We start from the raw sequence: 25,782 nt of genomic DNA, 5'->3' as shown, positions 1-25,782 counted from the left end.
CATCAACCACCTATCGGAGGAAAGAAGAAATGGTTAAGACCCGCGACCATCGCAAAGGCGAGCAGGGCTTCACCCTGATCGAAATCATCGCCGTCCTGGTCATCCTCGGCATCCTGGCCGTGGTGGCCGTGCCCAAGTACCTCGACCTGCAGACCGAGGCCCGCAACAGCGCCGCCAAAGGCTTGATCGCCGCCGCCCAGTCCCAGCTGTCCATGGGCTATGCGGCCATGAAGCTTAATAGTGGCTTGGCGCTGAAGCCATCGACCGAGTGTGCAAAGGTAGCGATCAGTAACGGTACAAACAGCGGCAACGTCTCATGTACCGGGACAGCCGTCACTGATTGGAATGCAAACGTTACCATTAACGCGAATGTCAATGGCATGACGACCGATATTCAGGGTGTCTGGACCAGTCCTGAGGCCACAACTGGTACTGGTACTGGTACTGGTACTGGAACCGGTGGAACTGGAACGGATGGATAACTCATAAGAAAAAAGGTAACAATTCGTTCGAAAATTATTCTTCAGGCAATTATCTGCGTGCGCCCATCGCGAAGCTCTGTGCATCGCGGTGGGCGTATCGCAAGATAAGTTGATTAAAATATGACGTTTTTTTGTAAATATAAAGAGTTAGGCCAAAAAATCCGACGGCGATATAATTATGATCGCCTGCAAGGCGGTTTTACGTTAATTGAACTTGTCGCCGTCTTTGTTCTCCTGAGCCTCCTTTCCATTGTAGCAGTGCAATCCTATTTTTCTTTGTTGGACGATTCCAAAATACACGGAGCACAGACGCTGATCGCTTCGGCCCAGACGCAGCTCAGCCTCGAATTCGCCCGTCGGGCCACGGCCGGACTGGCCCTCGATACCGATTCCCAGCCCGTTTGCCAGTGGGTGGTCATCGACGGGGCCGGCGCGGCCGCCTCGATCCTTTGCGCCGGCAACCTGGACGCGGACGTTGCCATCACGGCGACGATTGACGGAAAAGATGTCGTCGGGGCCTGGGTCAGCCCTGTGTCGAGCGGTTCATGAGCCCGTCGCGGCCCGCAACGCGGACCTTGCGGCCAACCCTCTTGCCCGATCCGGCCGGGGCGAACGCTTCCGTCCCGCCGCATCCCCTGCGTGTGGCACCATGATGCAGCGCTTTGCCGGCTGGCGGTCCTGGCGGCCCTGGGCGGTCGCCCTTTTTTTCCTCGGCCTGGCCATACTCTGGGGCCGATGGCCCATCGTGGCCCTTGATTTCGACCTCTGGTACCACCTGACCGGCGGCGCCTATATCGTCCAGCACCTGCGCCTGCCGGACAGCCCTTTTTTCTCCTATCTTTCCAGCGACAGCTGGGTAGACTACTACTGGCTGTTCCAGGTGCTGGTCCACGGTCTGTATCAGGTCGGCGGCTACGTGGCCCTCGCGCTCCTGCGAGGGGCCGTCTTTCTGGCCACGGTCTGGATGGTCTACCGCTACTTGCGAACGGCCCAGGAGCAGGAGGGCCACGGCGCCTTCGTCCTCACGCTGGGGCTGACCTGCGCCTACGCCCTGGCCCTGGAGCCGCGCGACCTGCTCTTGCGGCCCCATGCCTTCACCTACCTCTATATCGTCTTCCTCCACTACGTGCTCAACCACCGCCAGCGGTGGGCCTGGTGGCTGCCACTCTTGACGGTGGTCTGGGCTAATCTGCACGGGGTGGAATATCCCGTCATCCTGCTCCTTTTGGGGGCCTATCTGGCGGAATACTTCGCGGCCCGGCTGCTTGGCCGGCCGGACGCCGGCCGGCTGCGGGCCGTGCGCTGGCCGGTGATCCTGTCGCTTTATGCGATACTCGCCACGCCGGCCGGTTTTTCCCTGCTGTCGAAGCCCTTTGGCAGCCCGCCCTTCCATGAGCTGACGGTCATCGAACTGGGGGCCCAGCCGCTCCAGAAGTTCCTGGGCTTTTTCCTGTATCCCGACGGCCGGCTGGTGGAAACCGCCACCAATCTGCTGGTTTTGGCCGCAGTCGGCGGGGCAGTCTGGCTGGCTGCGGCCCGGCGGCTGCGGCTGGGGCGGATCGTGCTTTTGGCCGGCGGATTGGTGCTCCTGCCCATGATGCGGCGGTTCACCTTTGAATTCATGCTGCTGACCCTGCCGATCCTCGGCGACGCGGCCGTTTTGCTGGTGGAGAAAGCGCGCCGGCCGGTCGGGGCGCGGGTGGCCGGGGCCGTGGCTTGCGGCCTGGTCGCGGTGACGCTTTGGACGACCATGCAATATCTCGGCAACCGGCCGGCCTATCCGGTGGACATGGCCCGCCTGCCGGTCGGGGTGTGCGATTTCCTGTTGCGCGAGGGGCCGGGCGGGCGCATTTTAAACGTACCGAATCCCGGCGGCTATCTGCAGTGGCGGCTGTACCCGAAGTATCAAATCGGCATGGACATGGAGACGATGCTTTTCTCCACCGCCAACCTCTATGCCAGCACGGCCGGCTTTGGCGACGCAACCGTCCTTGGCCGGATGCTCGATCGCCATGACCCCGCCTTCCTGCTGGTCAACGCCGACGACCGGAATTTCAAGAAGGTGGTGGCGGCCTTTCCCCGGTTCGTGCCGGTCTTTTTCGATGACATGCTCATGCTGTACGCGGATGCCGAGAAGAATCCGGAACTGGCCCGGCGGTATCGCCTGCACGACCTGGACCCCGCCAATTGGCAGACCGAGGACTTCGAGGCCATGGACGCCGCACGGCGCGGGAAGATCCAGGCGGAGTGCCGCCGCCTCCTCGACATCTACCCGCAGGGCCTGGCCGCCAACACCGTCATGGCCAAGATCCTGCTCGCCACGGGCGACACGGGGCAGGCCGCGGGCATCGCGGACATGCTGATCCGCCGCTACCCGGACCGCTATCTCGGCTATGCCATCAAAGGGCTGGCCGCGTTCAAGGAGGAGCGGTACGAGGAGGCGCTCGCCCTCTACAAGCAAGCCCTGACCCGGACCATGCCCCTCGAAGCGCCGGTGGTTTTGCGAAATATCTACGCGACCCATGTCCGGCTCAAGGATTTCGGCCGGGCCTACGCCACGCTGCTCTCGGTGGCGAGCCCCATGCGGCCCGAGACGTCGGCCAAAGACCTCTACGATCTGGCCCTGGCGGCCGTGGCCTCGGGCCATACGCGCGAAGGCGGGGCCCTCTTGGAGCTGGCCCGCCTGAAGACGCCGGAATCGGATGCCGCCCGACAGCGGGAGATCGCGGAAATGGAGGCCCTGGTGGCTGCGGACGGGAAATAGGTTTTCCGCTTTGGTCCGGCAGAGCGGATTGCGCTTTCCCGGACCGGCGACTTGGGCTAGGGGTGGAATCAAGGCAGGATACCGTATGCTGGCCAGACAAGGTACAAGACGCGGCGGACGGCGCGAAATGGCGGCCGTTTCCGCAGGTTTCACCTTTATCGAGGTGACCGTGGTGCTGGTGCTGCTCGGCTTGCTGGGCCTGGCCGCCTTCGGCCGGCTGGAGAGCGGCAACGTGCGCGCCCTGGCCCAGGCGGACGGCCTGCGGGCGGCCATCCGCTACGCCCAGTCCCGGGCCATGGCCGACATCTACACCTGGGGCATCACGGCTTCGGGCAACCAGTACCGATTGTATTCCAACAACCCGGACGCCACCAACGCGCCGTTGCCGGGGCAAGGCTCCAATACCTATGCCATGCCGGACGGCGTGGAGTTCGAGAGTCCGGCCACCGTCACCTTTGACTGGCGCGGCCAGCCCGTCACCGGCAACATCACCAAGGACACCCCCACGGCCGAGGCCCGGAGTACACCGCTTACCATCAACCTCACCGAGTCCTCGCAGGTCGTCACGGTCACGGTCACGCCGTACACGGGGTTTGTGCCATGAAACGAACACGCGCCGTCGGGGGATTCACCCTCATCGAGATCCTGCTGACCTTTGTGCTGTTCGGCCTCGTCGCGCTCATGGCGGTTTCCTATTTCGGCGTCGGCATGACCCGGACCGACATCGCCAAGAATCAGCTTCAGACGGACGCCAATCTGCAACTGGTCATGGAGAACATGATCGCCGATCAAACCAACAGATTCAATTCCAATCTGGTCGGATTCAATACCGCGCTTGGCAGTGTCGACGTCCCGCAAAGTACCTATGGAAGCGGATCAAGCTATCTTATCACCGAGAAAATCTTTGTCTGCCCCAGCGGCTCGACGTTTGTCGCCAATGCCGATTCCAACCAGTTTCTCCTGGTGACCATCAAGCCGGACGCCAATTCCGGCGTCAGCCTGACCTATCTTTTCAGTTCCAATCTGGGAAACTGCAATGTCGCGGGCGGCGGGAGCTGAAATGGTCAGACGGCGTTTCAAGAAATCATCATCCGCAGCCGGCTTTACGCTGATCGAGATGCTGTGCGCCATGATCCTTCTGGCGCTGGTCGGGCTGCTGAGCACCAGTCTTCTCGAAACCTTCGTCCGGGGCTACAATGTGGCCAAGAATTCCGACGCCACGGTCCAGAAGGCCCAGAATGCGCTGCAGCGGCTGACCCTGGAATTCACTTACCTCAACATGACGGGTACCACGGGGACAGCGAACAGCATCGCCTATAATTCGTCGCTTGATGATGGGGTGGCGGTGAATATTTTTCAGGAAGGCAACACCATCGTCTACAAAAGAGGCGACAAAAAATATATTTTGACGGATGGCGTAGGTACCGATTCTTTGTCTTTTCAGTATTTCAAAACTTACGATGGCACTGCGCTGGTTGTAGTTGACAAGGATCCTGAGATAAAGATGATCGGTTTTCAATACAATATGGTCGGCAGCGATCCATCTCTCGGCTTTTCGCAGACGTATGGAACCCGGGTAACCGTCAACAAGGTTCAATAGGGGGTTGGCATGCAACCATATACGAAGGGCCTTGTTGTGCAAAAGCTGCTGCGGGAATTGAAACGTTCGTCTGCCGGCGCTTCGCTGCTGTGGGCCATTGCCGCACTGGTCGTCGTCGGCGGCCTGGGGGCGGCGGTGGCGGTCATGAGCCCGTCGACGGTCCAGTCGAAGCTCGAACAGGAAGCGGCGATGCGGGCGTACTATAACGCCAATTCCGGGTTGAATTTCATTTATTCCATCGAGCGCACCAGTGAAGCCGGAGGCGTACCCTATGCCAATTTCTTGAATGCCGTGAACAGCGGGAACGTCGTCACCTATCCTCTTGCGGATGGCGGAGAGTTTTCGTTTCAGATCAATTCGCTTAATACGGATGGGAATAATGGGAATTACGCCATCGACAGTCTTGTGGGGACAGTGGATGATTCTAGCGGAGGGAAGCGATATTCGTATGTGATTTATGGAGGCGGGAAGGGGAGCAGCACGAACAAGCCGTATGTGCCTGTCAAGACCCAGAGTGGTGCCTCGAAGTATGTTCTTTTTTCACAGAATCAGGATGTTTCAGTCGCTGGTGCAGCGACTATTACAGGAAGTATTTATTCTAAGAGCTTTACTATAGAACAAACGACGTTAGATGGTGACATTGTGTCTCAGGGTGATGTGAAGTTGAATTATAATAGTAAAATTAAAGGGAATACGTGCGCCAAGAAAAGCGTCTACTTGGCTCAAAGTTCTGTGGTAAAAGGTGATGTTAATGCTCAAGACAGTGTATATATGGATACGGGGTGTTCAGTTGAAGGGTCTGTCAATGCGATCAATAATATAATTCTTGGTACGCCAGTAGATATTGATGGTTCAAAGAGAAGTGGATGTTGTTATGTCATTGGCAAAGATTTGAATGCTGGGGGATATATCGTTACTGCTGATCAAACTGTTATAGGAAAGGTTTCTGAGAAAACTAGTGATGGAAAAGTTATTGATATTTATTACCCTAGTTCGGTGCGAGCAGACGGGCGCATCCGGATTTGGGAGCACACAAAATTGGGTTCGGAAACAATGCCGGGAACGGTGTATTCATCTGGGCAGTTGGATATTGGTCAACAGTGCAACATTTTTGGAAACGTTTATTCCAATGCCGCTGCTAATGTGGAGCAGGATACAACGGTGTACGGTGATTTATATTTGGGTGGAAAATTATTTATAAAGAGTTGTCCATTTAAGGTTTCTGGCGTTGTTTCATCGCTTGGCATAGACGCTACCAGTTGCAGAAATAGTAGCGGTAACTCTTTTGGAAGGATATCTGGCGTGACCTCTTTCTCCTTACTTGCTCCTAACCTTCCATCTCCTTGTGTAAATGAAGAGGGCATTAAGATCACATCTTTTAGCGCTGGTTCAGCTAGTCCTAATATTAATAAAAAACCAATTCTACCCGACAAATATGGAGCATTAAAGCCAAATCAGAATTCATCTCTCTATTTTACGCACGGGAATTATTATTTTACTTCTATTGAGTATGCGTATGCTGTTAAATGGTATTTTGATGTTTCACAAGGTGATATTAATATATTTGTTGTCAATGATGCTTCAATAAATGATAGGATAGATGGGGGAGGGGGTGTATTCGTATCAACGGATGGTAGTTCATATAATCCTATGTTGAGTGTTGATAAAAAATTTGCTGCGAATATCTATTTAGAGGCGCATGGAAATATTGATTTACAATGGGGATCTAATTGGTTCGGAACCTTGATGACTACAAAGTCTTTCAGTGCTGGAGGAAAGAACACTATTATTGGTCAATATGCAACGACAGGAAATGGAGCCGCGATTAGTTGGTCAGCAAATATTGATTATGTGCCTTCGCACTACGCAATGAATAATTGGTAGCTTTAAATTATATTTCTATATTTGTGAGCATATATTATGCAATATCAGTTATAAACCCTTGTCAATGGAGTGAAAGAAGATAATATAAAAATGAGTTCACGGCAGGAACCAGAAAGACTGTTTCTCGTGGGCTAATTCTGCGGCTTCCGAGTTGTGCCGTATGAGCGATGATCATCTTACTGCCGGTGTTGTGCGCTATCGTGCGTGTGATCACACGCCCTCCGGCTTCTCCCTCCTCTATACCATTTTCTCCATAGTCGTCCTTTCATCCCTGGCGGCGGCCATTGCCTCGTTGGCGCCGAATACCGCCATGACCAATTTGACCGGCGAAAGCGAGAAGCGCGCCTATTATCTTGCCCTGTCCGGGCTCAATTTCTGGTCGAAGGGCAAAAGCGGCCTCTACCGGCTGGGCGAGGACGCCTTCTCCCTGGACCAAGCCGGGCCTGACGCGGCTGGCGACTACACCGTCACCAGCGTCGGCACCGTGGCGGCCGGGACCGGGCGCGAGACCAACGTCCGGCTGACCGTCAAGCGTCCGAGCGCGGCGATCATCACCTTTGAGGCCGACCTGGCCAGCTTTACGCAGCCGGTGCTTGGTCGGACCGAGAACAACGCCAACGCCGTTGTGGTTTTCAGCATCGACAGTCCGGAAGCGCCGGCCTCGTTCACCCTGGCCGACTGGACGGCCCTGTGGTCCGCGAACGTCTACCGCTATGCCAGCGGCTGGATCCGTCTGGGCGGCGGCGCCGCCCAGACCACCGGCGCGATCTGGTACGAGGGGAACAAGGGCTCCTGCGACAGCGGCCGGTGCGCCTTTGGCAAGGGGCTGCGGACCTATTTCCAGTTCGTGTTTTCCGGCTACGACATGAGCCTTGAATCCTCAGAGTTCGGCGACGGCTTCACGTTCACCGTCATGACCGCGGACAACGACCCGCGCTACGCGGCCGGCGGCACGGCCGACGGCCTGCGCGGCGAATACCTCGGCTATGCCGGCCCCGGGCCGAGCGGCCGGGGCATCGTCCCGCCCAAGATGGCCGTGGAAGTCGATGTCTATCCCAACTGCTACGACGGGGACCCGATGGAAAATAATTCGCGTCGGGACAGGAGCACCGCCAACCACCTGGCCGTCGTCTACTGGGGCGAGCCGGACACGTCCTATGACGACAATGTCCACGGCGTCGGCGCCGGCCCGGCCAATCCGACGGGAGGCGGGGAGGGCTATTGCGAGCGGGCCTCGCCCCTGGCTGGTCCGGCCTGGCTCGAAGACGGCCAGGAACACGCCATGCGCGTGGAAATAAGCCGCGAAACCGACGACACCCAGGGCGTCTATACCGTCCGGGCCTGGGTGGATCCGGCCTATCCCGGCATGGACGACGTGTCCGAGGACTATACGGCCGAAGCGCCGCTCGTGCGCCACACGGTCCGGCTGGCGGCCGCCGATCACGCCAGGCTCGACACCATTTGTTTCGGCTGGACCGAGGCCACGGGCGGCCACGGCCAGTCGGTGGCCATCCACGATTTCGCCCTGGCCTTTCGCCGCTGACCCGGGTTGCAAAATCCGCCCCGGCCGCGCACACTCCCTCCATGCGACTCCTTTTTCCCGCCGCGCCGTGGTGCCTTGCCGCGCTGCTCCTGGCCGGCCCGGCCCGGGGAGAGACCATCTACCAGTTCCGCGACGCCAAAGGCGGCATACACCTGAGCAACCGCAAGCTGGACGCCCACTACCAGCCCATGGGCTCCATGCGCCTGCCGGACGGCACCGACCAGGGCAAGGTCGTGCCCTTTATCCGCTACTACTGCCGCCGCTACGGCGTGGACCCGAACCTGGTCCGGGCCATGGTGGAGGTGGAATCCGGGTTCGCCGTGGCCGCCGTCTCGCCCAAGGGCGCGGCCGGACTCATGCAGATCATGCCCGGCACCGGCCGCGACCTGGGCCTGGCCGACGCCTTTGACGGCGCGAACAACCTGGAGGCCGGCATCCGCTACATGCGCTCGCTCCTGGATGCCTACGGCGACGCCCGGCTGGCGCTGGCCGCCTACAACGCCGGTCCCGGCCGCGTGCGCAGGGGCGGGGAGGTCCCCGACATCCCGGAAACCCGGGCCTACGTGGAGAAGGTGCTGGCCAGAAGCGGCCTGCGCTAGGCGCCCCCCTTGACCCTGCCCCGTATTTGCGACAGCACGGACATTCCGGGAGCGGTGGGGTCCGTGTTCCCGGCCACCGCCGCCAAGGCGGCACAGACAAGGAGGACGGCATGACCACGGATTGGAAAGGACTGCTCGGCGATGCCATGAAGGATTTCGGGGCCCTGGCCAAGGGCAATCCCAAGATCATGGAAGGCATCCAGGTCTTTGACGCGGCAGGCGCGGTCCACGGGGCCCTGGACGCCAAGACCCGGGAACTGATCGCCCTGGCCGTGGCCTCGACCACCCGCTGCGACACCTGCATCGCGGTCCACGCCAAAGGGGCCATCGAGGCCGGGGCCAGCCGCGAGGAACTGCTCGAAGCCCTGGGCGTGGCCATCGGGCTCAACGCCGGCGCGGCCTTTGTCTATTCTTCGCACATCCTCTCGGCCTTCGACTCCCTGGCCAAGTAATCGCGAAAAAAGCGGCGGGGTTGGCAGTGCCCGCCCCGCCGCCATGGACAAACGGGCTGGAAAATGGTTTCTTCGCGCCCGGACCGGGCCATGGCCCGGCCTGACGGTTCATCGGGAGGCGGAGATGACGGCAAAAACGGCGACAGCGTTCCTTCTCCTGACGCTTTTTCTCGGCGGCTGCGCCTCGCTCGAGACGACCGCGCCCAAGGCGGCGGCCGACCCGGCGGCCATGCCGCTCTCGGCCGAGAACGTGGGGCAGGTCCGGGCCGCCGTGGCCAAGGCCAAGGCCGCCGCGCCCAAGCCCGAGACCCCCGACGGCTACGCCCGGTTCGCCCGGCAGGTCTACGTCGCCCCCTTTCCCGCGGGCTACTCGCCCGCCGCCACCACCGACGCCGCCCTGGCCGCGGCCAAGGCCGGCAACGACGCCGCCCGGCAATACCTGACCGTCATGGTCTACGACATCCAGCTCCACTCGGCCATGGAAGGCACCAGCCTCTCGGCCGACGACTGGCGGGCCGTGTACGTCGGCTCGGGCCTGATGACCGACCGGGCCTACGCAAGTTATGTGGCCCTGGCCCGGGGCGGCAAGGTGCTGCCCTAAACCGGCCGGACTTTTTTCCCATGCAAGCATCCCTTTCCGTCCTGCCGCGCGTGGCCGCGTCCGCTGCCGCCGTGGGCGCCGTGGCCCGCGACGCGGCGCGCATCTGCCTGGATCTGTTCAAAGTCATGATCCCGATCCTGATCGGGGTGAAGATCCTCAAGGAACTGGGGCTGATCGTCTATCTGGCCAAGCCCCTGGCCCCGCTCATGGGCCTTGTCGGCCTGCCGCCCGAGTGCGGGTTGACCTGGGCCACGGCCATAGCCAACAACCTCTACGCCGCCCTGGCCGTGCACGCGGCCCTGGTGCCGTCCATGGAGCCCCTGACCGTGGCCCAGGCCACGGTGCTGGCCACCCTCATGCTCATCGCCCACAACCTCTTCGTGGAAGGGGCCATTGCCAAGAAATGCGGCGTGGGCTTCTGGGGCCAGACCGCCCTGCGGCTGGCCGGTGGGTTCGGCTGCGGCTTGGTGCTCCATGCCGTCTTTTCGGGGTTCGGCCTTTTCACCGAACCGGCCCCGCTCCTTTTCGCCCCCACCCCGGGCGATACCGGCCTTGGGGGCTGGGCTCTCGGGGAGCTCAAGAATCTCGGCCTCATCTATCTGGTCATCGCGAGCCTGGTCGGGCTCATGCGGTTTTTGAGCAGGCTTGGGGTGACGAAGCTCTTCGAAACGGCCCTGCTGCCTTTCCTGCGCCTCATGGGCATCGGCGGCGCGGCGGCCACCATCACGGTCATCGGGCTGGTCATGGGCCTGGCCTACGGATCCGGGCTGATCCTGCTGGACGTGCAGCAGGGCAGGGTGGAGAAGCGCGACGTCTTTTCGGCCATAAGCCTCATGAGCCTGTCGCACGCCCTGATCGAGGACACGCTTTTAATGTACTTGATCGGCGCGACCCTGTGGGGCACATTTGTCGGGCGGCTGGTCTTTTCCCTGATCGTGGTCGCGGTCCTGGCCCGGATCGCGCCTCGTTTCGCCCGGCCGGAGGCGGCCTGAGGCCGACGGTGGTTTTGACGATGCGAAAGAACTGGTGGCGCGCGGGCGCCATGCGTTGGATTGGCTGCGCCGTGGCGGTGGCGGCGTTGGCCGTCGGCATCGGGGCGGCCGTCCTGGCCGCGTCCACGGTGGATCCGGCTTTTGAGCCGGTGGTGCGGCGGCTGGTGGCGGACGGGTTTTCCGAAGCCAAGCTGCGGCGGCTTTTTTCCCGGGCCGAGATGGTCTTTTCCTCCAGGGCCATGGCCGACAAGCTGACGGCCCTTTACATGCGCAAATACGGCCTGAAGCTGGTGGCCGACACCCAGGCCCGGCTGGCCGGGCTCGGCTGGTATCCGGGCCCCGTCGACGGCCGCCTGGACCGGATGACCAAGTGGTCGATCAAGGCCTACCAGACGGCGGTCGGGCTTGCGCCCCGGCCCGAGGCCAGCCAGGCGCTGCTCGACGAACTGGCGCGCAACCCCAAGCCCGCCCCGGCCGACCTCGTTTTTCCGGAATTCAGGACCGAGGAAGTCCACGACGTGGTGCTCTCCCCGGAGCGCCTGGCCGAGGCCCGGGACTTTTACGCGGTCAACCGCAAGGCCCTGGCCCGGGTGCGGGAACGCTACGGCGTGCCCGAGGAGTATCTGGTGGCCCTGCTCGCGGTGGAGACCCGCGTGGGGCGCTACCTCGGGGACGAGGTGGCGGTGATCAACCTGTCGAGCCTGGTCGCGGCCGAGGATCCGGCCCGAGTGGCCTCGGCCTTCGCCTACGAGGGACCGGCTCCGGACCGGCAGGCCTGGCTCGACCGCAAGGCGTTGGAAAAGGGCGAGTGGGCGTATGGCGAGCTCAAGGCCCTGCTCAAGTACGCCGACGCCCAGAACATGGACCCGCTGTCCATTCCGGGCTCGGTCTACGGGGCCATCGGCATCTGCCAGTTCATGCCGTCGAACGCGGTCAAGTACGCGGTGGACGGCAACGGCGACGGCAAGGCCGACCTGTTTGAGACCGAGGACGCCCTGGCGAGCCTTGGAAACATCCTCAGGGTCATGGGCTGGAAGCCGCCCATGACCGAAGAGGCCATGCGCAAGGTGTTTTACGGCTACAATCACAGCCAGGTCTACGTGAATACGATCATGGGTGCGGCGGCCCGTTTGCGTGACGATGCCGCCTCTGGTACGATCAAATAAATATGACGCCGGGCCGTTGTCCGGCGTATGGCCGGCGGCGAGCACCTTGGACACTCGTCGCTTGGGAGGGTGCCCATGCGCGCCGCAAGGCTTTTCGCCGCCACCATCACGGCGGTCCTGTGCCTTCTCATGCCGGCCCTGGCGACCTTCGCCTCTGCCGCCACCATTCTCGTCTACCACACCTTTGGCGCGTCTTCCTCCATGTCCATCTCCATGGCGGCCTTCGAGGCCCAGCTCGACTACCTGGAGCAGACCGGCCACAAGGTCATTTCCATCGACGAACTGGCCCGGTGCGTGGACGAAAAGAAGAACCCGCCGGACGGAGCCGTGGTCATCGCCATCGACGACGGCTGGACTTCGGTCATGAAGGCCTACGAGGTCCTCAAGCGCCGCAACCTGCCGTTCACGCTCTTTTTGCCCATGGCCTACGTGGCCAATCCCGGCAGCAAATCCACCCTGTCCCAGGCCGACATCGACACGCTGAAGACTTATCCCAAGGTCACCTTTGCCAACCATTCCTTCAGCCATTCCCCGCGCCTGACCCGGGACGAGGCCTTTGCCCGGGAGGACGTCAGAAAGAGCGTGGAGCGGTTTCGGCAGGTGGTCGGGCGCGACACCACCTATTTCGCCTACCCGTACGGCTCCTGCAGCGAGGCCTATACGCGCATGCTGCGCGAGGCCGGGTTCACCCATCTGTTTGTGACCGGCTATCCCCCGGTTTCGGCCGCGACCAACCCGCTGACCATTCCGAGGGTCGCGGCCCACCGGCTGTCGCTGCCGGTTCTGGCTTCGGTCCTTCGCGACCACGCGGCGCTCCTGGCCAAGGTCAAATCCCCGGCTCCGGCGACGGGTCCGCTGCTCTCGGCCACGCCTCCGGCCGAGACGATTCCACGCAACGTGGAGTAGTTTTTTTCCCCTTCTCCCAATCGACCGTCGTCCTTTACGAAACGGTTCGACGAAAAAGCGCTCCACCGGCCTTGTTTCCAGGTCCGGTGGAGCGCTTTCAATCCGCCGTGCTCTTTTTTCGAAATCAATCGTTCTTTTTTGCGTTATCGCCCCCTTGTCGCGTCCTGCTGATCCCCTTTCCCCCCTTTCAGGGGGTCCGGGGGGGATGATCCCCCCCGGCGGGTCCAGGGCGGCGCCCTGGCGGGGTCCGGGGCGGCGCCCCGGCCGCCGGAGGCATTCTTCCCTCTTCCTCACCCTGCCACGCGGCGGGCGAGGTCGCGGTAGTCCTTGGCGCCGGGGGAGCGGGGGGCGTATTCGAAGATGGTCTTGCCGGCGGCCGGGGCTTCGGAGAGCTTCACGTTGTAGCGCACGGCCGGGCAGATGCGGTCGGGGTAGAGGGCGGCCAGCTCCTCGGCGAGGGCGGCCGGACCGCGCACGCGTTTGTCCAGGAACGTCGGCACGATGTAGGACAGGGACAACTCGGGCCGGAACCGGGAGACGGCGGCGAAGCTGCGCAGGAATTCGGAAAATCCCTGGAGCGACATGGCCTCCAGGGCCACCGGGGCCAGGACCTCGCGGACGTAGAAGAGGACGTTGACGGTGAGCGCGTCCCAGCCCGGGGCGCAGTCGACCACCACCACGTCGAACAGAGGGTCCAGCGGGGAAAGCGCGTCGTCCAGGGTCCGCTCGCCGCCGAAATCCTTGCGGGTAATGAGCCGTTTGAGCCCGGCCAAGCCCTTGCCGCCGGAGAGGAGGGTCAGATTCTCGCGGGCCGGGAAGAGGGCCGCCTCGGGGGTGGCCGAACCGTCGACCAGTTCCGGCAGGCCGACGGCGGGCGAGACGCCGAGGGCATAGGCGGCCTGGCCCTGGGTGTCGGCGTCGATCAGGAGCACCCGCCGGCCGTCCATGGCCAGGGCGGCGGCCAGGTTGACGGCGGTGGTGGTCTTGCCGACCCCGCCTTTGCTGAGCATGACGCCGATGCGCCGGGCCGCCTGGACGGGCGCGGCCGCCGGGGCCGGGGCCGGGGCCCTGGCCGGGGCGGCCGCGATCTGGCGGCGGATGGCCGACAGGGCGGCGGCCGCCGCCCGGTCCTCGGCGGCGTCGGGCTCGGCCAGGAGGGGCGGACCGAGGTCGTCGTCGGCCGGCACGGGCACGGACGCGGCGGCCACGGCGGCGGCCAGGGCCGGCTCCCGGGCGGATGGGACGGCCTGTGGGGCCGGCGCGGCCTGTGCGGCCTGAGGGTCGGGCGGCCGGGCCATGGTCGGCCGGTCGAAGACGCCGTGGGGCCGTTCGATGCGCAGATAGGCCGGACCGGCCTCGGCCATGGCCGGCTCCGGCCGTCTGGCCGCGAAGCGGCGATGGCAGCTCTGGCAGGTCGTGGCCGCAGTCGGGGCGGCGTCCGCAATCTCCTGTCTGGCGCGGCAAAAAGGGCAGATGGCGAGCATGGCGGGCCCTCCGGGAAAGGACTATTTCGGGGATGCGGCTGTGGCGGCCGGGGCGAGGTGCCGGGCCAGGGGACTGGCCCGGCCCGTGGCCTCGAAGCCGTCCAGGGCCAGGGCCAGGGCCGCTTCGACCAGGCCCGCCTTGGTGACCCGGGGTTTTTTCCCGGGTCCCGGAGCGGCCGACCGGGCCGCGGCCTCCAGGGCGTCCCTGGCCCGGTCCAGGCGATGGCAGGTCGTTTCCGTGATGGCGTGGGTGACCTTGCGCCGGGCCGGCCGAGTCGCAGCCAGGGTGGCGACGGCGGGCGGCGCGGACACGGCCCCGAGCGGGACGGCGGGGGCTTCGCCGGGGGAGGGGGCTGGCGCTGCGAAGGGCGCGGCCTGGGGCCGGGGGGCTGGCGTGGCGGCCTTCCTGGGGGGAGGTGGGCTGGCCGCCCGGCGGATCAGCCGCTCCAGGGAGTGAAGGCCCGGAAAGGCCTCGCCCGGGTCGGAGGCGCTGCCGGCGGCCGGGGCGGCCGGGCCGGAAAGCAGGGCGTCCAGGATGTCGACGGACGCGGCCGGGGTGTCGGATCGCATGGGCGCCTCCTCGGGTTTCAGCCGGTCGGGACAGGCCGGCCGCCTTGACGCGTAGCAAAAACTTTGCCATGAGCTCCATCCTTCCCCACAGCCTCCCGCGTCCGGCGGGAGGTCAAACCCGGTCCCCCGTACGGACCATCGAGGTCGCCTCATGCAACGCTGGCACGGCCCGGGCGGCTACGCCCAGGTGCTGCGGGTCGGCCTGCCGCTTTTGGCCGGCATGGGCTCCATTACGGCCATGCACCTGACAGACAGGCTCTTTCTCGGCTGGTATTCGGAAAACGCGCTGGCCGCGGCCATGCCGGCCGGAGCCGCATTTTTCCTTTTCACCTCCTTTTTCCTCGGCACGGTCGGCTATGTGGCCGTCCTGATCGCCCAGAACGTGGGGGCCGGCCGACCCGAGGCCATCGGCCCGGTCCTGTGGCAGGGCATCTACCTGGCGCTGGCCTCCTTTGCCGTGCTCGGCGGCCTGTCCCTGGCCTCGGACGCCATCTTCGAGGCCATGGGCCACCCGCCGGAGGTGCGCAAACTGGAGGCGACCTATTTCCGCGTTCTCATGTCCGGGGCCGGGTTCATGGTGCTCGAAGCGTCCCTGGCCGCCTTTTTCAGCGGCCGGGGCCTGACCCGGGCGGTCATGCTGGTCAATTTCGGCGGGACGATCCTCAACATTCCGCTCAACTACGTGCTCATCTTCGGCCGGTTCGGCCTGCCGCCGCTCGGCACGGCCGGCTCGGCCCTGGCTACCGTCGCGGCCTGGGCGGCCATGGCCGCGACCTACGGGGTCCTCATCTTCACCCGGGCCAATGACCGCCGTTTCGGCGTGCGCCGGTCCTTCCGGCCGGATGCCGCGATCTTTTCCAGGCTCGTGCGCCTCGGGGCCCCGGGCGGAGCGCAAATCTTCCTCGACGTGTTCGCGGTCACGGTCTTCATCCTCCTGGCCGGCCGGCTCGGCACCACCGAGCTTGCGGCCACGAGCCTGGTCCTTTCGGCCAATTCCCCGGCCTTCATGCCGCTCATGGGCCTCTCTTCCGGCCTGGCCGTGGTGGTCGGCCAGGCCATGGGCGCGGGCCGGCCGGCCGACGCCCGGCGGGCCGCCGGCAGCGCCATGCGGCTCATGGCTCTCTACATGGCCGTCATGGCCGCGATTTTTCTCTGCCTGCCAAACCAGCTGGCCGAGCTTTTCCGGCCCCGGGAGGCGGACGCGGATTTCGGCGCCGTGGTGGCCCTGTGCCGGCCGCTTTTCGCCTGGGCCGTGGTGGTCGGGGCCTGCGACGTGGTGCTCCACACGGCTTTTGGCGTCCTTCGCGGGGCCGGGGACACGCGCTTTCTCATGCTCTCGGCCGGGGTGGTCTCGCTTTTCGGACTCATTGTGCCGACGCTTCTGGCCGTGACCTTTTTTGCCGTCACCGTCACCGGACTGTGGGGATTTTTCGCCCTGTACGCCTTCATCCTGGCCGTGGTCCTGTGGTTGCGCTACAGGGCCGGAACATGGCAGAACTTGCGACTGGCCGAACCGGCCCCACATGCCGACTGAGGCGGAGGACTCCATGAAAGACACCAAGGTGCGGCGGATGTTCGAGGACATCGCCTTTTCCTACGACTTCCAAAATAGCGCCCTGTCGCTTGGCATCGACATCTACTGGCGCAAGCGGTTCGTGGACCGGATCAGGCCCGGCTACGGGCTGGTCCTCGACGCGGCCACGGGCACGGGCGAGGTGGGGCTGGCCATCCGCCGCCGCCGGCCGGGACTCAAGGTCCTTGGCGTCGATTTCTCGCCGGCCATGCTGGCGGTCGCCCGGGAGAAGATCCGCAAGCGCAAGGTCGCGGGCTACGACCTGGCCGTGGCCGACTGCCGGGACCTGCCGGTTGCGGCCAACACCGTCTCGGCCGTGACCATGGCGTTTGGCATCCGCAACATCGCCGAGCGGGTGGCCGTCATGCGGGAGTTTCACCGGGCCCTGGTCCCGGGCGGGGAGATGCACGTGATGGAGTTCGGCCTGCCCCGAAACGGGCTCGGGGCCGCGCTCTACCGCTTCTATTTCGACCGCATCCTGCCGCCGGTCGGCAACTTCCTGTCGCGCACCGACTACGCCTACAGCTATCTGGTCGAGTCCGTGGACGCCTTCCCGAAAGACGCCGATTTCCTGGCCCAGATGGCCGAGGCCGGGTTCGCCGGCTGCACGGTGACGGACCTGACCTTCGGGCTGGCCCGGATTTTTACCGGCCGCAAGCCGTAGCCGGAAAAGAGATTATCCTTGACAGGGCCCCCGCCTGTCTGGTGCAACATGGCAGACTGATCAACCGAACGGCACAGAGGAATCCATGCAGGTCAACTGGCCCGAACGCTTTTATTGTCGCAGTCTGGTCCGCAAAATCGCCCAGTGGCGCGAAGTCTGTTATTTCCGGGCCACCCGGCCCCTGCCGCCCGGGGCAAAGGTCCTCGAGATCGGCTGCGGCGACGGCGGCGGGGCGGGCATCTTTTCCCGGGCCTTCGCCCCGGGCCTGTACCACGGCCTGGACGTGGACCCGGCCATGGTCAAGGTGGCGGCCCGGCGGCGCAAGGGGGCACTTCGCGACCAAAACGCCCTTTTCCTCCAGGCCGACGCCGAACGCCTGCCGTACCGCGACAACGCCTTTGACGCGGCGGTCAACTTCGGCATCATCCACCACCTGCCCGACTGGCGCCGGGGCGTGGCCGAGGTGGCCCGGGTCCTGCGCCCCGGCGGCACCTTTTATTTCGAGGAAATCTACCCGCCGCTCTATGCCAATCCCGTGTTCAAGGTCATGCTGGCCCATCCCCGGGAGGACCGGTTCCACGGGCCGGAGTTCCGGGAGGCGCTGGTCCGGGAGGGCCTGACCCTTTTGCCGGGATTTCACGAGTCCAACCTGTTCATTCTCGGCGTGGCCGTCAAAACCGCCCGTCCCTGACGGGTACGGGAGCCGCCATGGAATATTTGACCGACCCGGTGTTCCTGTCCCGGCTGCAATTCGCGCTGACCACGGCCTTTCACATCACCTTCCCCACGCTCAGCATCGGTCTTGGCCTCTACCTCGTCATCGTGGAGTGGCTGTGGCTGCGCACCGGGGATCTCGACTACTACCGGCAGTTCCGGTTCTGGTCCGGGCCCTTTGCCATCAACTTCGCCGTCGGCATCGTCACCGGCATTCCGCTGGAATTCCAGTTCGGCACCAACTGGGGCCCCTTTTCCGCCACCATCGGCAATTTCTTCGGCCACGTCCTCGGTTTCGAAGGGTCCATGGCCTTCATGCTGGAGGCGGCCTTTTTCTACATCATGCTTTTCGGCTGGAAGCGGGTCGGCCCGAAAATGCATTTCTTCTCCACCATCATGGTGGCCTTTGCCGCCTCGCTGTCCGCCTTCTGGATTCTGGCCGCCAATTCCTGGATGCAGACCCCGACCGGCGGGCACATCGAAAACGGCGTCTTCATCGTGGACGACTACCTGGCCGCCATCTTCTCGCCGGATTTGCCCTTCGCCTTCCTGCACATGCACCTGGCCTGCCTGGAGGTGAGCCTCTTCGTGGTCGGTGCGGTCTCGGGCCTGTGGATCGTGTGGGGCAAGAACGTCGCTTTCTTCCTCAAGTCGTTTCGGATCGCAGCCATCGCCGCCCTGGTCTGCGCACCGCTCCAGGCCCTGGTCGGCGACCAGAACGGCCTGGAGATCGCCCGCCTCCAACCGGCCAAGGTGGCCGGCATCGAGGCCCACTGGGAGACCAACCCCCCCGGCACCGGGGCCTTCTGGAATCTGGTCGCCTGGCCCGACACGGAAAACGAGCGCAACAGCTTTTCGATTCGCATTCCCTACATGCTGAGCCTGCTCGTCACCCACAGTCCGACCGGCACCGTGCCCGGGCTCAAGGAATTTCCCAAGGAGGACCGGCCGCCCATCATCATTCCCTTCTATTCCTTCCGGTTCATGGTCGGCATCGGTTTCGCCATGGTCGGCGTGGCCCTGTGGACGGTCTGGGAATGGCGCAAGGGCGGGCTTAGGCCCGAAAACGCCCCCGGCCGCGTCTGGCTGTTCCGGGCCTGGGGCGCCATGGCCCTCGGCGGCTATCTGGCCGTCATCCTCGGCTGGATCACCCGGGAAGTGGGACGGCAGCCCTGGATGCTCTACGGCCTCATCCGCACGGCCGACGGCCATTCGAACCTGACCGTCGGCCAGCTGTGGACCTCCCTGGCCGGCTTTGTCGTGGCCTACACGATCCTCGGCTGCGTCTTTGTCATCTTCATGGCCAAGCTCTTCAAGAAGGGACCGGACATGGAGGAACTGCCGCCGCCGGGCCACGCGCGTGGCAGGGTGACGGCGGCATAACGCCCGCGTCTCCGCCCGGGCGGGCGGCTTTCCGGCCGCGAGCCCACGGGACGGCGGCCGGCAACGGGTCAACGGGTACGACGAAAAAGGCGGCTGACATGGACGGACAGATAAGCCTCGCCGACGCCTGGTTCGGCATTCTCGCCCTGCTCCTGTGGCTCTACGTTTTCACCGACGGCTACGACCTCGGCGCCGGCATCCTGTGCCTGCACGAAGCCGATCCCGTGCATCGGGAAATCATGGCCGAGTCCATCGACGGGGTCTGGCACGCCAACCAGACCTGGCTGGTTCTCCTCGGCGGTGTCCTCTTCGGCGCCTTTCCCCTGGTTTACGGCACGGTCCTGGCCGCGCTCTACCTGCCGGCCGGCTTTCTCCTCTTCGCCATCATGGCCCGGGGCATCGGCCTCGAATACCGGATGAAGGCCGACAACAAGCTCCCCTGGTCCCGGCTCTTCGGCTGGGGCAGCGTGGCCGTGACGCTGGCCCACGGCTTTCTGCTCGGCGGGGTCCTGCAAGGCATGGACTTCGACGGCCTGCACCACGCCGGCGGCGCCTTCGACTGGTTTTCGCCGTTCACCATCCTGGTCGCGGCCACGTTCCTGTGCCTCTACGCCTTCCTCGGCGCGGCCTGGCTGGTCTGGAAGACCGAAGGCCCGCTCCAGCACCAGTCCCGGATCTGGAGCGTGCGCTACGGCGCGGCCACCGTCGGCATGCTGGTGCTTCTCGCCGGCTACATCGCCCTGGACGGCCGGCTCGGCTTCCTGGTCGGCCGGCCCGGGCAGGGCGGGCTTGGCGCGTTTTTCATCCTCTCGCTCGTGGTGGCCGTGTTCTGCGCGGCTTTCTCCATCCGGTCCATCGGCAAGGGCGGCGAGGTCCTGCCGCTGGTCTGGTGCGCGCTTATGCTGGTGGCCGTGTTCGTGGCCTTTGGCGGCAGTCTCTATCCGCTCATCGTGCCGCCGCGCCTGACCATCGAACAGGCCGCCGCGCCGCCGCTCATGCTCAAGATCATGCTCTGGACCGTCGGCAGCATGCTGCCCGTCATCTTTCTCTACAACGCCTACCACTTCCGGCTCGTTCGCGGCAAAGTCAGGCTGGAAGATGAGACCCACTGATTTGGCAACACACGGCTCCCCGCACCAGCCGGCCACGCCCGGCCGCTTCGCCCTGACCGTCTATCTGGCCCTGTCGCGCACGCCCCACGGCCTGCTCGATCTGGCCACGCCGTTTTGCGCGGCCCTCCTTTGCGGCGGCGGCCTGCCCTCGGCCGGCATCATCGCCCTCGGCTGCGTCACCGTGTTTGCCGGCTACACCGCCGTCTATGCCCTAAACGACATCGTGGACTACCGCTCCGACAAGAAGCAGATGGAGAACTCCGGCGAAGACGCCCGCTGCAACTACCTCGACGCGGCCTTTATCCGCCATCCCCTGGCCCACGGCTGCCTGACCCTGCCCGAAGCCGTTCTCTGGTTCGTCTTCTGGGCCATCGCCGCCTTTGTCGGGGCCTATTCCCTGAATCCCGTCTGCGCCTGGATTCTCATCGCTGGCTGCGTCCTCGAAACCGCCTACTGCCTGCTCTTGACCGTCACCCATCTGCGCGCCGCCATTAACGGCGTGGTCAAGGCCCTCGGCCCTCTGGCCGCCAGCTTCGCCGTCAACCCCCATCCCTCGCCCTGGTTCCTGGCCGGCCTTTTCGCCTGGGTCTTCGCCTGGGAAATCGGCGGCCAGAACATCCCCGCCGACTGGCACGACGCCTCCCGCGACGCCGCTTTCGGCGCCCGCACCATGCCCGTGGTCCTCGGCTACGCCAAGGCCAGCCGTCTGGCCGTCGCCTGTCTCATTGCCAGCCTCCTCCTCTCCATGCCGCTTCTCGCCCTTTCGCCGCTTGCCGTCTCCGCTCCCCTGTGGCTCGCCGCCGCCGTCCTCGGCGCCATCCTGGTCCTGCCCCCGGCCGCCAAGCTCGTGCGCAGCCAGAGCGACGCCGATGCCGCCGCCCTCTTCAACCGCGCCAGCTGCTACCCGGCCCTGGTGTTGGTCGTGCTCGTGGTGCATCTGCTGGTGCGCTGAGCCGTGGGGGGGAGGGAGAGGGAGCAGGGGGAGTGAGGGAGGGAGGAAGATGCCTTCGGCGGCCGGGGGGCGTCACGCCCCCCGGACCCCCCGAACGGGATGGGCGGGGGAATGGGAAGCGGGTGGGGGTGTGGTCGTTGGCGGGTGTGCGACGTGTTGCCGGAATCGGTCCGGCGATACACGCCGCAAAGCCGGCGAGCTCGCCGGACCGATTCCGGCAACACAGGCCCGTCGCCCGGAGGAACCGGGCGAGTTTAATGGAATTTGACGTACAGGATTTTTATGAAAAGTGGCGTGCTTCTGACGAAACGCCAAGAATTACCCTGTGCCACTCGATCTTCAGGCTACATGGAAGCTCTTCAGCGAACCCTGCGGCGATAGCCGCTGGCGCACCTTGTTGGCGGATTTCGGTTCGCGTGCTGGCTGGCTTTGCAGCCAGTGTCGCGGATCGAAATCCGCCAACAAACGTCGATGCCCCGCCGCCCGTCCCCTCCCGACCGCACTTCCGCACGCCCCGTTCGGGGGGTCCGGGGGGGATGATCCCCCCCGGCCGCCGGAGGCCTCTTCGCCTTTCGCTTACTCGTCGTGCGGCGGAAAGGTCAGGGCCGCGCCGAACCAGCCGATGAGGGAGATGAGCGGCAGGAGGGCCAGCACGACGAGGATGAAGCCGAGGTGGTCGCCGGGGTGGGCGAGGAGGTCGGGGGTCTTGAGCCGGGCGATGAAGGCCCACAAAACGGCCAGAAAAAGAACCGGGGTGGCGGCCAGTTTGATGAGCACGGGTTTGATGCGGGCGGCGGCGTAGTTGAGCCACCAGGTGAAAAGGCCGGTGGCGATGGCGACGGGGGTGAAGAGGACGGCCGCGCCGAGGATGACGAGCAGGGCGGCGTCGAAGCCGGTCCAGCCGGTGACGAGGGCCAGGATGAGGACCAGCGGGGCCAGGACGCAGAAGGCGATGGGGAAGTGGACGGTCATGGGATGCGGGTGACGCTTGAGCATGGGGAAGCGCTTCATGTACCGCGAGATCCAGGCCGGCACGCGGTCGGCCACGGGGTCGGGGGCGAGGGCCGGGGCATCGAGGACGCCGACGCGGGGGAAGCGTTCGAGCACGTCCGGGGCGTGGGGGGCCTGGGTCAGTTCGAGGCCCATGTCGCCGCCGGCGCGGTGGCGGTTCATGTGTTTGCCGGCTTTCCAGAGCTTGCTGCCGGTGACGTCATAGACCACGCCTTTGTGGGCCAGATAGACGGGCTTGCCGTCGGTGCCGTCGAAGGCGGCGAGTTCCTGGGGGGTGAAATGTTTGTCGGGTGTCTGGCTCATGGGTCGCTCCTTGGAGGCGGTTCTTGTGCGGAGTCGATGAGATCGAATTTGCGAAGTTCCTGGAGCACGGTTTCACTGGAAAAGGGTTTGGAGAGAAACGACATGGCCTGCCCCTGGAAAAACGCCCGGTACATGGTGCGGGCGTCGTCGAGGGCGGAGATCATGATGACCTTGGCGGCATCGGAGGAGGGCACGCCCTGGACGTGTTCGAGGTGCCGCATGCCTTCGAGGGCGCGGTGTCCGTCCATCCCGGGCATCATGACGTCGAGCAGGATGAGGTCGTAGGCCGGCCCCACGGTCAGGGCGCGGCGAAAGGCCTCGAGCCCGGCGTGGCCGTTGGCGGCGGTGTCGCAAATGGCATAGGGTGTGAGGATTTCCACCAGAAAACGGGTATTGATCGGGTCGTCGTCGACGATGAGTGCTCGTAGCATACGGTTCTCGGCTCCACGGGCAAAGACGGAAGGCCCTGGACGCAGGCGGACCCTACCACAACAACCCGTTGCGTCAACAGATTCCACTGCAATGGCCGGCATGGCGTCGGCCGGGGCCGGGGGAGGGCCGGGGAGGGAAAGCAGGGCGGGCCGTCCCCCGGCCTGTTCGGGGGCGGGGCCCTATTGCGCCGCCTCCGGTTCCGGTCGTCCGGCCAGGCCGCAGTAGCCGGTGCCCGGCCCGTCGGCCCGCCACATCATGCACATGGAGCCCTGGCAGAATTTGAGCTTGTCGTCGTGGGTCGTGAGCAGCGGACAGTATTTGAATTTGGCTTCGCTTTCACGCAGCGGCATGGGTCCTCCGGGGTTGGGGTGGGGCGGTTACGGCGATGACCACCAGGGTGACGTCGTCGTCCAGGGGGCGGGGCCCCCGGAAGGCGTCGAGGGCCGCGAACAGGGCGTCGAGCACGGCCTGTGCGCCCTTGGGCGCGGCCTGGGCCAGGATGGCCCGGGTGCGGTCCTTGCCGAACATTTCGCCGGCCTCGTTTTCCGCTTCCCACAGGCCGTCGGAGCCGATCAGGACCACCTGGCCCGGGGTCAGGCCGGCAACGGTGCCGGTTTCGTAGCGGGCTCCCTCGGCCACGCCAAGGGCCATGCCCTTGGCCGTCAGCTCGGTGACGCGGCCGGTTGCGGGATCGAAGAGAAAGGCCGGGTCGTGGCCGGCCCGGGCATAGACGGCGGTGCCGGCGGCCCGGTCGATCTCCAGGTAGAAAAGCGTCATGAACCGGCCGGTGCCGTAAGTGTCCCGGGTCAGTTCCCGGTTGACGTCGGCCATGATGGCGGCCGGGGAGCCCGGCGCGGCGGCCCGGGGGCGCAGGAGGGCCCGGGCCGTGGTCATGAGGAGCGCCGCTTCGAGGCCGTGTCCGGACACGTCGCCCAGGGCCACGCCGAGAAGGCCGGCCTTTGGGCCGTCAAAGGGCAGGAAATCGAAGTAGTCGCCGCCGGTCTCGTCGCAGTAGCGGCTCGTGCCGGCGAGCGCCAGGCCGGGGACGTCCGGCGGCTCGGCCGGCAGCAGGCTGCGCTGGATTTCGCTGGCCAGCGAAACCGTCTCGCAAAGGCGCATGTGGGCGTCGAGGCGCGGGGCGAGTTCGTTGAACACCCGGCCGAGTTCCCCGATCTCGTCCTGGCTCGGCTGGGAAACCCGGACGGAGAAATCGCCGTCCGCCAGCCGCCTGGCCGCCCGCGTCAGGGCCAGGATGGGCCGGGTGACGGCCCGGGAGGCGGAGAAGGAAAGAAAGGCCAGGGCGATCATGACCGCGACGGCGATCAGGGAGCCGAAGACGTAGAGCCGCTTGATGCTGGCCTCCACGTCGGCGGCCACGGCCCGGGCCTCGGCCAGGACTTCGGCCACGGGCGCGATCTGGAGCAGGGCCTCGTTGTCCGCGGTCCGGGCGTAGGCGGCCAGACAGTCCTGGCCTTCGTAGGTCAGGCGGCGCACGCCGGGGGCGCCGCCGGCCACGTCGTCGGCCACGGCGCGAAGGACGTCGGCGTCGGGCGAGCCGAGCGGGGAGGGCGTGACGTAGGCGCGCCAGCCATGGCCGTGCCCGTGGCTGCGCCGGACCTCGCCGGCTTCGACCAAAAGCGCCGGCCGGCCCGCACCGTCCGGTTCCGTGACCACGAGGTAGGTGCGTACGTCGCCGGCGATGTGCCCGGGCATGGTGACCGAGGCGAGCAGGTCGTCGAGCGGCGTGAAGATGGCCGTGGCCCCGGCCGCCGTGTTGTCCGGGCCGATCACGCGGCTTGAAACCGCAACCGACACGCGGCCGGTGCCGGGTTCGGGCTGGGGCGAGGTCCAGACCGGGCCGGGAAGGGCCAGGGCGGCCAGATACCAGGGCGCCTGCCGAGGGTCGAACGCGTCGGAGGCAAGGGCCTTGGCCGGATAGAGCGCGCCCAGGCCGTCGGCCAGGAGCGTGGCCTGGATGTGGGCGAGCGGTCCCATGTCCCGGGCGATGCGGCGGCAGGGACCAAGGAGCGTGGCCAGGGCGTCCAGGCGGGGCCCTGCCTTTTGACGGTCCAGGCGGACGGGCAGGTGCAGGGTGAGGCGGTTTTTGTCGATGGGCAGCGGCAGGGCCGTGCCGTCCGGGGCGACGCGGAAATAGCCGGGCGTGTCCACGAGCCCTTCGCCGTCCGGGCCGGGCCGGCCGTCTTCCCCGTCCAGGCCGCTCTCCGGGCCCCCGCCCATCATGCCCCGGCCCCGGCCCATGCCCGTGCCCGGGCCGGCGGGCAGGAGGATGACCCGGGCCGGGTCCAGGGGCGGGGGGGACGGATTGCGCAAGGCCTCTTCCACGGCCATGGCCTGCATGGACACGGCGAGGCCCAGGGCCTGCCGGCGGCTCTGGAGCAGCCGGGCGTGGTCCTCGACCAGCCGGCCCATGCGGATGCGGGCCTCTTCCACCAGATGCGCGCCCACGCGGGCGGAAAGCTTGTCCGACAGGCGGCTCAGCGCAAACTGGCTGTTGATCCGCAAAAGGAGAAGCGGAACCAGCGAAAGGGCGGCCAGGAGCCAGAAGAGTTTCCAGCGGATGCGCACGGCGTTTTC

At 65.2% G+C, this 25,782-nt stretch carries 26 protein-coding genes; 20 read left to right on the top strand and 6 right to left on the bottom strand.

Annotated features, from left to right (window positions below; translation table 11 throughout):
• The first annotated feature begins 29 nt into the window (after positions 1-29).
• The 14 genes from DFW101_RS07180 (at position 30) to DFW101_RS07120 (ending at position 12,989) form a co-directional block, all read left to right on the top strand.
• Positions 30-482 (top strand): prepilin-type N-terminal cleavage/methylation domain-containing protein, encoded by a 453-nt coding sequence (locus DFW101_RS07180; RefSeq protein ID WP_009180847.1) that lies wholly within the window; start codon positions 30-32, stop codon positions 480-482.
• A gap of 120 nt (positions 483-602) precedes the next feature.
• Positions 603-1,031: a type II secretion system protein gene (locus DFW101_RS07175; protein ID WP_009180846.1), complete on the top strand. Its 429-nt coding sequence runs from the start codon at positions 603-605 to the stop codon at positions 1,029-1,031.
• A gap of 100 nt (positions 1,032-1,131) precedes the next feature.
• Complete coding sequence (locus DFW101_RS07170; RefSeq protein ID WP_009180845.1) at positions 1,132-3,246, top strand: tetratricopeptide repeat protein; 2,115 nt, start codon at positions 1,132-1,134, stop codon at positions 3,244-3,246.
• Positions 3,247-3,331: 85 nt separating this feature from the next.
• Positions 3,332-3,850: a GspH/FimT family pseudopilin gene (locus DFW101_RS07165; RefSeq protein WP_009180844.1), complete on the top strand. Its 519-nt coding sequence runs from the start codon at positions 3,332-3,334 to the stop codon at positions 3,848-3,850.
• The gene (locus DFW101_RS07160; RefSeq protein WP_009180843.1) at positions 3,847-4,305 is read left to right on the top strand and encodes a PulJ/GspJ family protein; all 459 of its coding nucleotides are present in this window, start codon (positions 3,847-3,849) and stop codon (positions 4,303-4,305) included. The genes DFW101_RS07165 and DFW101_RS07160 overlap by 4 nt, the downstream gene beginning before the upstream one ends.
• Positions 4,283-4,846 carry a PulJ/GspJ family protein gene (locus tag DFW101_RS07155; protein WP_232286180.1) on the top strand — a complete coding sequence of 188 codons (564 nt, stop codon included), beginning with the start codon at positions 4,283-4,285 and terminating at the stop codon, positions 4,844-4,846. Before DFW101_RS07160 ends, DFW101_RS07155 begins: the two co-directional genes overlap by 23 nt.
• Positions 4,847-4,855: 9 nt before the next feature.
• The gene (locus DFW101_RS19465) at positions 4,856-6,730 is read left to right on the top strand and encodes a protein of unknown function DUF583 (RefSeq protein WP_009180841.1); all 1,875 of its coding nucleotides are present in this window, start codon (positions 4,856-4,858) and stop codon (positions 6,728-6,730) included.
• A gap of 310 nt (positions 6,731-7,040) precedes the next feature.
• Complete coding sequence (locus DFW101_RS07150; protein ID WP_232286178.1) at positions 7,041-8,273, top strand: L-type lectin family protein; 1,233 nt, start codon at positions 7,041-7,043, stop codon at positions 8,271-8,273.
• 41 nt (positions 8,274-8,314) lie between these two features.
• Positions 8,315-8,872 carry a lytic transglycosylase domain-containing protein gene (locus DFW101_RS07145; RefSeq protein WP_009180839.1) on the top strand — a complete coding sequence of 186 codons (558 nt, stop codon included), beginning with the start codon at positions 8,315-8,317 and terminating at the stop codon, positions 8,870-8,872.
• A 110-nt stretch (positions 8,873-8,982) separates the two neighbouring features.
• On the top strand, positions 8,983-9,324 hold the full coding sequence (locus DFW101_RS07140) for a carboxymuconolactone decarboxylase family protein (protein ID WP_009180838.1): 342 nt from the start codon (positions 8,983-8,985) through the stop codon (positions 9,322-9,324).
• A 124-nt stretch (positions 9,325-9,448) separates the two neighbouring features.
• A complete protein-coding gene (locus DFW101_RS07135) occupies positions 9,449-9,925 on the top strand; it encodes a hypothetical protein (RefSeq protein ID WP_009180837.1) in 477 nt (158 codons plus the stop codon).
• A gap of 20 nt (positions 9,926-9,945) precedes the next feature.
• Positions 9,946-10,917 carry a hypothetical protein gene (locus tag DFW101_RS07130; RefSeq protein ID WP_009180836.1) on the top strand — a complete coding sequence of 324 codons (972 nt, stop codon included), beginning with the start codon at positions 9,946-9,948 and terminating at the stop codon, positions 10,915-10,917.
• Between the two features lie 50 nt (positions 10,918-10,967).
• Positions 10,968-12,083 carry a lytic murein transglycosylase gene (locus DFW101_RS07125; protein WP_232286176.1) on the top strand — a complete coding sequence of 372 codons (1,116 nt, stop codon included), beginning with the start codon at positions 10,968-10,970 and terminating at the stop codon, positions 12,081-12,083.
• A 75-nt stretch (positions 12,084-12,158) separates the two neighbouring features.
• Positions 12,159-12,989, top strand: a complete 831-nt coding sequence (locus DFW101_RS07120) for a polysaccharide deacetylase family protein (protein WP_009180834.1) — start codon at positions 12,159-12,161, stop codon at positions 12,987-12,989.
• A gap of 290 nt (positions 12,990-13,279) precedes the next feature.
• Here the strand turns inward: DFW101_RS07120 and DFW101_RS07115 are convergent, their stop codons facing one another.
• Together DFW101_RS07115 and DFW101_RS07110 are read right to left on the bottom strand one after the other, a co-directional pair.
• Positions 13,280-14,473, bottom strand: a complete 1,194-nt coding sequence (locus tag DFW101_RS07115; protein WP_009180833.1) for a ParA family protein — start codon at positions 14,471-14,473, stop codon at positions 13,280-13,282.
• A gap of 21 nt (positions 14,474-14,494) precedes the next feature.
• Entirely contained in the window at positions 14,495-15,043 is a 549-nt protein-coding gene (locus DFW101_RS07110) for a hypothetical protein (RefSeq protein WP_009180832.1), read from the bottom strand.
• Positions 15,044-15,194: 151 nt separating this feature from the next.
• On the opposite strand from DFW101_RS07110, the gene DFW101_RS07105 reads away from it, so the two are divergent.
• From DFW101_RS07105 to DFW101_RS07080, 6 genes are all read left to right on the top strand, one after another.
• Positions 15,195-16,577: an MATE family efflux transporter gene (locus DFW101_RS07105; protein WP_009180831.1), complete on the top strand. Its 1,383-nt coding sequence runs from the start codon at positions 15,195-15,197 to the stop codon at positions 16,575-16,577.
• A 13-nt stretch (positions 16,578-16,590) separates the two neighbouring features.
• The gene (locus tag DFW101_RS07100) at positions 16,591-17,280 is read left to right on the top strand and encodes a ubiquinone/menaquinone biosynthesis methyltransferase (RefSeq protein WP_009180830.1); all 690 of its coding nucleotides are present in this window, start codon (positions 16,591-16,593) and stop codon (positions 17,278-17,280) included.
• Between the two features lie 85 nt (positions 17,281-17,365).
• The gene (locus DFW101_RS07095) at positions 17,366-17,971 is read left to right on the top strand and encodes a class I SAM-dependent methyltransferase (protein ID WP_009180829.1); all 606 of its coding nucleotides are present in this window, start codon (positions 17,366-17,368) and stop codon (positions 17,969-17,971) included.
• A gap of 17 nt (positions 17,972-17,988) precedes the next feature.
• On the top strand, positions 17,989-19,377 hold the full coding sequence (locus DFW101_RS07090) for a cytochrome ubiquinol oxidase subunit I (RefSeq protein WP_009180828.1): 1,389 nt from the start codon (positions 17,989-17,991) through the stop codon (positions 19,375-19,377).
• A 98-nt stretch (positions 19,378-19,475) separates the two neighbouring features.
• Entirely contained in the window at positions 19,476-20,489 is a 1,014-nt protein-coding gene (locus DFW101_RS07085) for a cytochrome d ubiquinol oxidase subunit II (protein ID WP_009180827.1), read from the top strand.
• A complete protein-coding gene (locus DFW101_RS07080; protein WP_009180826.1) occupies positions 20,476-21,441 on the top strand; it encodes a UbiA family prenyltransferase in 966 nt (321 codons plus the stop codon). The genes DFW101_RS07085 and DFW101_RS07080 overlap by 14 nt, the downstream gene beginning before the upstream one ends.
• Positions 21,442-22,017: 576 nt before the next feature.
• Here DFW101_RS07080 and DFW101_RS07075 read toward each other — a convergent pair.
• The 4 genes from DFW101_RS07075 to DFW101_RS07065 form a co-directional block, all read right to left on the bottom strand.
• A complete protein-coding gene (locus DFW101_RS07075) occupies positions 22,018-22,755 on the bottom strand; it encodes a DUF2231 domain-containing protein (RefSeq protein ID WP_009180825.1) in 738 nt (245 codons plus the stop codon).
• Entirely contained in the window at positions 22,752-23,186 is a 435-nt protein-coding gene (locus DFW101_RS07070) for a response regulator (protein ID WP_009180824.1), read from the bottom strand. Before DFW101_RS07070 ends, DFW101_RS07075 begins: the two co-directional genes overlap by 4 nt.
• 180 nt (positions 23,187-23,366) lie before the next feature.
• Positions 23,367-23,537 carry a hypothetical protein gene (locus DFW101_RS19760; protein WP_009180823.1) on the bottom strand — a complete coding sequence of 57 codons (171 nt, stop codon included), beginning with the start codon at positions 23,535-23,537 and terminating at the stop codon, positions 23,367-23,369.
• A complete protein-coding gene (locus DFW101_RS07065) occupies positions 23,524-25,773 on the bottom strand; it encodes a SpoIIE family protein phosphatase (RefSeq protein ID WP_009180822.1) in 2,250 nt (749 codons plus the stop codon). The genes DFW101_RS19760 and DFW101_RS07065 overlap by 14 nt, the downstream gene beginning before the upstream one ends.
• Between the last annotated feature and the right edge of the window lie 9 nt (positions 25,774-25,782).

It is taken from the genome of Solidesulfovibrio carbinoliphilus subsp. oakridgensis (assembly GCF_000177215.2).
In the GTDB taxonomy this organism is placed as follows: domain Bacteria; phylum Desulfobacterota; class Desulfovibrionia; order Desulfovibrionales; family Desulfovibrionaceae; genus Solidesulfovibrio; species Solidesulfovibrio carbinoliphilus.
The sequence above is the reverse complement of the archived record's forward strand: the minus strand, read 5'-3'. Positions and strand labels throughout refer to the sequence as shown.

Bases quoted from the DNA above. Each gene is read 5' to 3' on its own strand.
- DFW101_RS07175 (WP_009180846.1), top strand. From the start codon at position 603: ATGACGTTTTTTTGTAAATATAAAGAGTTAGGCCAAAAAATCCGACGG.
- DFW101_RS07155 (WP_232286180.1), top strand. From the start codon at position 4,283: ATGTCGCGGGCGGCGGGAGCTGAAATGGTCAGACGGCGTTTCAAGAAA.
- DFW101_RS07130 (WP_009180836.1), top strand. From the start codon at position 9,946: ATGCAAGCATCCCTTTCCGTCCTGCCGCGCGTGGCCGCGTCCGCTGCC.
- DFW101_RS07100 (WP_009180830.1), top strand. From the start codon at position 16,591: ATGAAAGACACCAAGGTGCGGCGGATGTTCGAGGACATCGCCTTTTCC.
- DFW101_RS07135 (WP_009180837.1), top strand. From the start codon at position 9,449: ATGACGGCAAAAACGGCGACAGCGTTCCTTCTCCTGACGCTTTTTCTC.
- DFW101_RS07125 (WP_232286176.1), top strand. From the start codon at position 10,968: ATGCGTTGGATTGGCTGCGCCGTGGCGGTGGCGGCGTTGGCCGTCGGC.
- DFW101_RS07080 (WP_009180826.1), top strand. From the start codon at position 20,476: ATGAGACCCACTGATTTGGCAACACACGGCTCCCCGCACCAGCCGGCC.
- DFW101_RS07120 (WP_009180834.1), top strand. From the start codon at position 12,159: ATGCGCGCCGCAAGGCTTTTCGCCGCCACCATCACGGCGGTCCTGTGC.
- DFW101_RS07140 (WP_009180838.1), top strand. From the start codon at position 8,983: ATGACCACGGATTGGAAAGGACTGCTCGGCGATGCCATGAAGGATTTC.
- DFW101_RS07150 (WP_232286178.1), top strand. From the start codon at position 7,041: ATGACCAATTTGACCGGCGAAAGCGAGAAGCGCGCCTATTATCTTGCC.
- DFW101_RS19465 (WP_009180841.1), top strand. From the start codon at position 4,856: ATGCAACCATATACGAAGGGCCTTGTTGTGCAAAAGCTGCTGCGGGAA.
- DFW101_RS07145 (WP_009180839.1), top strand. From the start codon at position 8,315: ATGCGACTCCTTTTTCCCGCCGCGCCGTGGTGCCTTGCCGCGCTGCTC.
- DFW101_RS07165 (WP_009180844.1), top strand. From the start codon at position 3,332: ATGCTGGCCAGACAAGGTACAAGACGCGGCGGACGGCGCGAAATGGCG.
- DFW101_RS07180 (WP_009180847.1), top strand. From the start codon at position 30: ATGGTTAAGACCCGCGACCATCGCAAAGGCGAGCAGGGCTTCACCCTG.
- DFW101_RS07075 (WP_009180825.1), bottom strand. From the start codon at position 22,755: ATGAGCCAGACACCCGACAAACATTTCACCCCCCAGGAACTCGCCGCC.
- DFW101_RS07110 (WP_009180832.1), bottom strand. From the start codon at position 15,043: ATGCGATCCGACACCCCGGCCGCGTCCGTCGACATCCTGGACGCCCTG.
- DFW101_RS07160 (WP_009180843.1), top strand. From the start codon at position 3,847: ATGAAACGAACACGCGCCGTCGGGGGATTCACCCTCATCGAGATCCTG.
- DFW101_RS07170 (WP_009180845.1), top strand. From the start codon at position 1,132: ATGATGCAGCGCTTTGCCGGCTGGCGGTCCTGGCGGCCCTGGGCGGTC.
- DFW101_RS07070 (WP_009180824.1), bottom strand. From the start codon at position 23,186: ATGCTACGAGCACTCATCGTCGACGACGACCCGATCAATACCCGTTTT.
- DFW101_RS07095 (WP_009180829.1), top strand. From the start codon at position 17,366: ATGCAGGTCAACTGGCCCGAACGCTTTTATTGTCGCAGTCTGGTCCGC.
- DFW101_RS07085 (WP_009180827.1), top strand. From the start codon at position 19,476: ATGGACGGACAGATAAGCCTCGCCGACGCCTGGTTCGGCATTCTCGCC.
- DFW101_RS19760 (WP_009180823.1), bottom strand. From the start codon at position 23,537: ATGCCGCTGCGTGAAAGCGAAGCCAAATTCAAATACTGTCCGCTGCTC.
- DFW101_RS07105 (WP_009180831.1), top strand. From the start codon at position 15,195: ATGCAACGCTGGCACGGCCCGGGCGGCTACGCCCAGGTGCTGCGGGTC.
- DFW101_RS07090 (WP_009180828.1), top strand. From the start codon at position 17,989: ATGGAATATTTGACCGACCCGGTGTTCCTGTCCCGGCTGCAATTCGCG.
- DFW101_RS07115 (WP_009180833.1), bottom strand. From the start codon at position 14,473: ATGCTCGCCATCTGCCCTTTTTGCCGCGCCAGACAGGAGATTGCGGAC.